We start from the raw sequence: 6,722 nt of genomic DNA on the forward strand, positions 1-6,722 counted from the left end.
GCCTTGGTCGCCGCGCCCGTTCTGATCCTCGACGATATCGACTCCACCAACGCCGAGGCGCGCCGCCGGGCCGAGGCGGGCGAGACCGGCCCTCTGTGGATCGCCGCCCGCCGTCAGACGGCGGGGCGGGGCCGTCGTGGCCGTGAATGGTCCAGCGAGACGGGAAATCTGGCGGCCACCCTGCTGGTGATGACGCAGAAGTCCCCGGCCGAGGCGGCGCAGATCACCTTCGTGGCCGCGCTGGCGGTCGCCGACCTGCTGGACGCCTTCACGCCCCCAGGCCTGGTCACGATCAAATGGCCCAATGACGTGATGCTGGATGGCCGCAAGGCGTCGGGCATCCTGGTGGAGTCGGGGCAGTCGCCCGCCGGCGGCCTGTGGCTGGCGGTCGGGATCGGCGTGAATCTGGCGCATGCGCCGGACGACATCGAGCGCCCCGCGACTGCTCTGGTCGATCATCTGAGACATGATGTGGCCTATCCCCCGTCGCTGGACGCCGCCGTCGGCGTATTGGCCGAGGCGTTCGCCGTCTGGGTGCAGCGCTGGGAGACCCTAGGTTTTCAGCCCGTGCTGGATGCCTGGATCGCCCGCACGCCCGGCCTGCATGGTCCCTGCGTCGCCCGTCTGAGTCATGAGACGGTCACGGGCGTGGCCGATGGTGTCGAGGCGGACGGCGCGTTGCGGCTGCGGTTGGCCGACGGTTCGCTGCGGCTGATTTCGGCCGGGGATGTCTTCTTCGGGGAGAGCGTCTGATGCTGCTGGCGATCGAGCAAGGCAACACCAACACCCTGTTCGCCATTCACGATGGGGCGCAGTGGATCGCCCAATGGCGCACCTCGACCTACGCCAACCGGACGGCTGACGAATACGCCGTCTGGCTGCACCAGTTGCTGACCATGCGTGGTCTGGAGATCACCCAGCTGGACGGCTGCATCATCTCCAGCGTCGTGCCGCAGTCGATCTTCAACCTGCGCAATCTGTCGCGCCGCTATCTGAAGGTCGAACCTCTGGTGATCGGCGATAATGCCGAGTTGGGCATACCGGTGCGTATTTTGAAGCCGAGCGAGGCGGGCGCCGATCGGCTGGTCAACGCCATCGGCGCGCACATCGCCTACCCGGGCGATCTGATCGTCATCGACAGCGGCACGGCGACGACATTCGACGTGATCGCCGCCGACGGCGCCTTTGAGGGTGGGGTCATCGCGCCGGGCATCAACCTCAGCCTTCAGGCGCTGCACGAGGCGGCGGCCATGCTGCCGCGCATCGCCATTCAGAAACCCGATCATGTGATCGGCAAGGACACGGTGTCCAACATGCAGTCGGGCGTCTTCTGGGGCTATATCGCCCTGATCGAAGGCCTGGTGGCGCGCATGAAGGCGGAGTGGGGCAAGCCCATGACCGTCATCGGCACCGGCGGCGTCGCCTCACTGTTTGAGGGCGCCACATCATCAATCGACCGGTTCGATCCGGACCTTACCATCCGCGGCCTTCTCGAAATCTGGCGGCGGAACACCCATCTCTAGGCCCGCATGAAAAAATCTGACTCCAACGAACTCGTTTTCCTGCCGCTGGGCGGCTCGAACGAGGTCGGCATGAACCTGAACGCCTATGGCTTTGGTCCGGCGCATGACCGCCAGTGGATCATCGTCGATGTCGGCGTGACCTTTGGCGATCCGTCGACCCCCGGCGTGGATGTGATCGTGCCTGATCCTTCCTTCCTGGAAGGCGAGAACATCCTGGGCATCGTGCTGACGCACGCCCACGAGGACCACATCGGCGCTCTGGGCTGGCTGTGGCCCCGGATTCAGGCGCCGCTGTACGCCACGCCGTTCACCGCCTTCCTGATCCGCGAAAAGCTGCGCGACGCCGGCATCATGCAGGATGTCGAACTGCATGAGGCGCCGCTGGGCTCGACCGTGAACCTGGGTCCGTTCGAGGTGACCTATGTCACCATCACCCACTCGATCGCAGAGCCGAACGGCTTGGCCATCAAAACGCCCCTGGGCACCATCTTGCACACCGGTGACTGGAAGATCGACAACGATCCGGTGGTGGGCGAACGCACGGACGTGGAGTTCATCCAGAAGCTGGGTGATGAAGGCGTGCTGGCCATGGTCTGCGATTCCACCAACGTCTTCGTCGATGGCGTCGCCGGTTCTGAAGGCGATGTGAAGGTGGCGCTGGCGTCGCTGATCGCGGACCTGAAGGGCCGCGTGGCGGTCGGCTGTTTTGCCTCTAACGTCGCGCGCATGGACAGCGTGATCCGTGCCGCAGAGGCGGCTGGCCGCCGCGTGGCCCTGGCCGGGCGCTCGATGCATCGCATCACCGCCGCCGCCAAGTCGGTCGGCATGCTGAACGACGTGAAACCCTTCCTGAGTGAACAAGAAGCCCGCGTCTGGCCCGCCGACGAGATCCTGTATCTGTGCACCGGCAGTCAGGGTGAGGTGAGGGCGGCCTTGTCTCGCGTGGCCGAGGGCACCCATCCCTTCATCAAGCTGGGCCGGGGCGACCACTGCATCTTCTCGTCACGCGTCATCCCGGGCAACGAACTATCCATCGGCCGTCTGCAGGACAAGTTGGCCGAGCGCGGTGTGCGGATATACACCGAGAAGGACCACCCCGGAATTCACGTCTCGGGCCATCCATGCCGCGACGAATTGCGTCAGATGTATCAGTGGGCGCGTCCGCAGATCGCCGTGCCGACACACGGCATGCGCCGACATCTGATGGAACATGCCAATCTGGCGCGCGATATGCAGGTTCCGGAGACGGTCGCCCCGCGCAACGGCGACATGGTGCGATTGGCCCCCGGTCCTGCGGCCATCATCGACGAGGTGCCCTCAGGCCGTCTGTTCGTCGACGGCGGCATGCTGGTTCAGGAGGCAGGCGAGGCCCTGCGTGAGCGCAAGCACGCCGCCACTAATGGGGTGCTGGTGGTCAGCTTCGCGCTGGACAAGCGCGGCAAAATCGTCAGCGACATCGACGTGCGTGGCATTGGTCTGCCGGGCGATGACGAGCGGCCCCTGGGTGACGTGCTGGACGATCTGGCCGAGCGCGCCGAGAACGCCGTACGTGCGCTGAAAGGCGATGTCCTGGACGACGAACTGGTGGTCGAGCAGGCCGTCAGCCGCGCACTTAAGAAAGCCAGTCAACAGATATGGAATCGTCGTCCGATCGTCGAGACAGTCATCCTGAGACTGTAGTGGCGGATCGTCTTTATCTGCTGAATCCAGGCTGGTTCGATGGTCAGGGTGGGCCGTGGTTTTGCCCGGCGGGTGCGGTGATCGAGGGTGTCTTGGGATTTTATCCGCGCCTGCGGGAAGAGCTGCAGGTGACATATCTGGACCACCCCCGGCCACGGCCAGCCGTCGTCGCCGAGGTCGGCGAGGAGCATCAGGGATGTCCGATCCTGGTAATCGACGAGACCGTCGACTGGCCGGCCGCGCGGATCAGCGTCGAGACCGGTCGTCGTTTTCTTCAGGACGAGGCGATCATCCCCTATCTGACGGCGCGCTATGGGATCGGCAGGCCGCATCCCTAGGTCGACTTGACCATTGATCGGCGCGGCGTCCTGCCGTCATATCCTCCATCGTTTGAGTCTCTAGGGGGAAGTTTCCATGCGTCGTCTTGCTGTCGTTCTGTCCACCGTGGCCGTCATGGCCTTGGCTGTTCCCGCTGCCGCACAGGCGCCCGATCGCGTCGCCATCAACGGCATCTTGGATCAAGGGCTGAACCACAGCGAAGTGATGCAGACCGCCGCGTGGATGACCGATCGGATCGGCGGTCGCCTGACCAACTCGCCCCAGATGCGTCAGACCGAGTCCTGGAGCCAGCAGAAGTTCCGCGAGTGGGGCCTGTCCAATGTCCACGCCGAGCCGTTCGAGTTCGGTCGCGGCTGGTCCATCGTCCGATCCAGCGCCCGCATGATCGAGCCGCGCCCGCTGGATCTTCGCGCCATTCCGATCGCCTGGACGCCGGGCACCAATGGCGTGATTAGCGGCGACGTGATCGTAGCCCCGATCACTAGCGCCAGTCAGTTCGACGCCTGGCGCGGCAAGCTGAACGGCAAGATCGTCATGATCAGCCGCCCGGACACCGGTTCGGAGCCGACCGAGCCAGCCTTCCGCCGCTGGACGGACGAGGAGCTTGCCGAACGCAGCAGCTATGTCCAGCCGCGCAACGACCCGGCGGCGGCCGAGCGCGGCCTGCGCAGTGACCGGGCCGATTTCGCCCGCAAGCTGGACGCCTTCCTGGCGGAAGAGGGCGCCGTGGCCTGGGTGCGGATGTCCCAGCGTGACGCCGGCCTGCTGCATGGCACGGGCTATACATATCAGGTGGGCGCAACCCCGACCTTGCCCGGCATGGAACTGGCGGCCGAGGATTACCGACGGCTCGCCCGCCTGGCGCTGACCGACGCCAAGCCAAAGCTGGAGTTGATGAGCGAGGTTCAGTTCCACGACGAAGACGTCAACGCCTACAACGTCATCGCCGATATTCCGGGCTCGAGCCGCTCGGGCGAATACGTGATGGCCGGCGCGCACTTCGACAGTTGGGTCGCCTCAGACGGCGCCCAGGACAACGCCGCCGGCACCGCCGTGGTGATGGAAGCCGCCCGTATCCTGCGCGCCATGGGCGTCAAGCCCAAGCGGACGATCCGCTTCGCCCTCTGGAATGGGGAAGAGCAGGGGCTTCTGGGCTCACTGGCCTATGTCGACCGGCATCTGGCCACACGCGCGCCGTTGGCGGACGCCGAACTGGCCGCCTTGCCTAACAGCCGAACCTGGCGCGCCCGCTGGCCGATCCAACCCCGCGCCGGCCATTCGAACCTGGTCGCCTATTTCAACATCGACAATGGTTCGGGTCGCATCCGTGGCATCAACGCCGAAGGTAACGTCGCCGCTGCCGCCGTGTTCGAGGGATGGCTGAAACCATTCGAGAGCATGGGGGCCTCGACCGTGTCGCTGCGTCCGTCGGGCGGCACCGACCACGTCTACATGCAGTCCGTGGGCATTCCGGGGTATCAGTTCATCCAGGATCCGCTCGATTACAGCGCGCGAATTCACCACACCAGCATCGACAGCTATGACCACCTCAAGGCCGAGGATATGCGCCAGGCGGCGGTGATCCTGGCCAGCGTGCTGCTGAGCGCCGCCAACAGTGACGAACCACTGCCGCGCATGCCACTGCCGACCCGGCCGACGGCCAGCGATCCGTTCGCCTATCCGGGCGAGTAAGTGGCCGATTGGTCAGGTGTTCTGCGTGAACCGCAGGACGCCGGCTACGCGGCTTTTGCCGGTGTCCGACGGATGAGCAACCCCGTCGTTCACCGGCACTTCGGCGAAGTCGAACGGACTGACGCCATCCAGGCAGGCGACGTTGACGCCGTACTGGTTCGGGTTCGAACGCCGCTGGTGGTGAGTGTAGATGCCGCACCGCGAGCAGAACCAGTGCTTGGCCACGCCGGTGTTGAACCGATACTCGGTCAGCGTTTCGGCGCCTTGCAGCACGTCCACCCCACCGACTTCGGCGGACACGGCGACCGCGCCCCGCATGCGGCAATAGGAGCAGGTGCAACGCCGCGCCGTGTTCAGGTCGTCGGTCAGCCGGACGCGAAACTGAACCGCGCCGCAGTGGCACCCCCCGATGCGTTCAACAGGCTGGGTCATCGCGATACCTTGCGGTAGTTGTCCTTATCCAGATTGCCGATCTCGACCGAAATCTGGCTGGGCCCCTCGTAAGGCTGGATGCCAGCCAGAAGCGTCGCCAGAACCTGCTCGCCCAGTGCCGTCTTTTGCTCCTGGGTGCGACCGGTCAGGATACGCAGGTCGCAATGGACCATGGCCTGTTCCGATGCGCCATCGGCGATGATCAGATCCTCGCAGCGCACGATCCGCGTCTTGCAGGCAGGTAGGGTTGCGCTCACGACCTCTACGCAGAGGGCGTGGATGCGCAGCGACAGGGCGCGCCAATCGGTCCCATCGAAATGGGTGGAGTGTTCCAGGGTGATCTGTGGCATGGAAGCGTCCTTGATATCCTGCATCTTTAGAGCCGCTGCGGGACCCAAACGGAAGACGGAATGATCGGCAGACTGAACCACGTTGGCGTCGCCACACCCTCTATCGAGGCCAGCGTCGCCCTGTATCGCGACTTGCTGGGCGCGACCAGGGCGCATGACCCGTTCGATCTTCTAGCCCAGGGCGTGCGCGTCTGCTTCGTCGATCTGCCCAACAGCCAGATCGAACTGATCGAGCCGCTGGGCGAGGACAGCCCGATTCATGGCTTCCTGGCCAAGAATCCCAAGGGCGGCCAGCACCACGTCTGTTTCGAGGTCGAGGATATCATCGCCGCGCGCGACGCCTTGCGCGCCAAGGGCGCGACGATTCTGGGGACGGGCGAGCCGCGTATCGGCGCGCATGGCACGCCCATCATTTTCGTGCATCCCAGGGACATGGGCGGGGTGCTGGTTGAACTCATGGAAACACCGAAGGAGGGCGCGCACTGATGCCTATCGGGCCCTTGACCATGTTCGCCATCTATATCGTCTGCTGGTGGGTGGTGCTGTTCGCCGTGCTGCCGCTGGGCATGTCCAAGCAGACCGAGACGCCGCCGACCGACGGCTCTCAATGGGGCGCGCCGGCCGATCCGCAGCTGAAGAAGAAATTCATCACCACGACGTGGGTCTCGGTGATCGTCTGGGCGTTTGTGATCCTGCTGGTCTTCAC

9 protein-coding genes are annotated in these 6,722 nt (G+C 65.0%); 7 read left to right on the top strand and 2 right to left on the bottom strand.

Annotation, left to right across the window (positions count from 1 at the left end; translation table 11 throughout):
* Positions 1-3: 3 nt before the first annotated feature.
* The 5 genes from EON91_RS04990 (at position 4) to EON91_RS05010 (ending at position 5,234) form a co-directional block, all read left to right on the top strand.
* Positions 4-753, top strand: a complete 750-nt coding sequence (locus tag EON91_RS04990; RefSeq protein WP_292092057.1) for a biotin--[acetyl-CoA-carboxylase] ligase — start codon at positions 4-6, stop codon at positions 751-753.
* Entirely contained in the window at positions 750-1,523 is a 774-nt protein-coding gene (locus tag EON91_RS04995; RefSeq protein WP_292092076.1) for a type III pantothenate kinase, read from the top strand. The genes EON91_RS04990 and EON91_RS04995 overlap by 4 nt, the downstream gene beginning before the upstream one ends.
* 6 nt (positions 1,524-1,529) lie before the next feature.
* Positions 1,530-3,203 carry a ribonuclease J gene (locus tag EON91_RS05000; RefSeq protein ID WP_292092058.1) on the top strand — a complete coding sequence of 558 codons (1,674 nt, stop codon included), beginning with the start codon at positions 1,530-1,532 and terminating at the stop codon, positions 3,201-3,203.
* On the top strand, positions 3,203-3,541 hold the full coding sequence (locus EON91_RS05005; protein WP_292092059.1) for a DUF3088 family protein: 339 nt from the start codon (positions 3,203-3,205) through the stop codon (positions 3,539-3,541). Before EON91_RS05000 ends, EON91_RS05005 begins: the two co-directional genes overlap by 1 nt.
* A gap of 76 nt (positions 3,542-3,617) precedes the next feature.
* Positions 3,618-5,234 (top strand): M20/M25/M40 family metallo-hydrolase, encoded by a 1,617-nt coding sequence (locus tag EON91_RS05010; protein WP_292092061.1) that lies wholly within the window; start codon positions 3,618-3,620, stop codon positions 5,232-5,234.
* A 12-nt stretch (positions 5,235-5,246) separates the two neighbouring features.
* Here EON91_RS05010 and EON91_RS05015 read toward each other — a convergent pair whose 3' ends face one another.
* Both EON91_RS05015 and EON91_RS05020 read right to left on the bottom strand, forming a co-directional pair.
* Positions 5,247-5,666: a GFA family protein gene (locus tag EON91_RS05015; RefSeq protein WP_292092063.1), complete on the bottom strand. Its 420-nt coding sequence runs from the start codon at positions 5,664-5,666 to the stop codon at positions 5,247-5,249.
* Positions 5,663-6,016, bottom strand: coding sequence for an isomerase (locus tag EON91_RS05020; RefSeq protein WP_292092065.1), 354 nt, complete (start codon positions 6,014-6,016; stop codon positions 5,663-5,665). The genes EON91_RS05015 and EON91_RS05020 overlap by 4 nt, the downstream gene beginning before the upstream one ends.
* Positions 6,017-6,076: 60 nt before the next feature.
* Between EON91_RS05020 and mce the strand changes: the two genes are divergently transcribed.
* Positions 6,077-6,502 (top strand): methylmalonyl-CoA epimerase, encoded by a 426-nt coding sequence (gene mce, locus EON91_RS05025; protein ID WP_292092067.1) that lies wholly within the window; start codon positions 6,077-6,079, stop codon positions 6,500-6,502.
* On the top strand, positions 6,502-6,722 hold a 221-nt coding region (locus EON91_RS05030; RefSeq protein WP_292092069.1), incomplete at its 3' end, for a DUF1467 family protein. The genes mce and EON91_RS05030, both read left to right, overlap by 1 nt.

Source organism: Brevundimonas sp. (genome assembly GCF_004210735.1).
Taxonomy (GTDB): domain Bacteria; phylum Pseudomonadota; class Alphaproteobacteria; order Caulobacterales; family Caulobacteraceae; genus Brevundimonas.

Excerpts from the sequence above, each read along its gene's own strand:
- EON91_RS05000 (WP_292092058.1), top strand. The coding sequence starts at position 1,530 with ATGAAAAAATCTGACTCCAACGAACTCGTTTTCCTGCCGCTGGGCGGC.
- EON91_RS05010 (WP_292092061.1), top strand. The coding sequence starts at position 3,618 with ATGCGTCGTCTTGCTGTCGTTCTGTCCACCGTGGCCGTCATGGCCTTG.
- EON91_RS05015 (WP_292092063.1), bottom strand. The coding sequence starts at position 5,666 with ATGACCCAGCCTGTTGAACGCATCGGGGGGTGCCACTGCGGCGCGGTT.
- EON91_RS05020 (WP_292092065.1), bottom strand. The coding sequence starts at position 6,016 with ATGCCACAGATCACCCTGGAACACTCCACCCATTTCGATGGGACCGAT.
- mce (WP_292092067.1), top strand. The coding sequence starts at position 6,077 with ATGATCGGCAGACTGAACCACGTTGGCGTCGCCACACCCTCTATCGAG.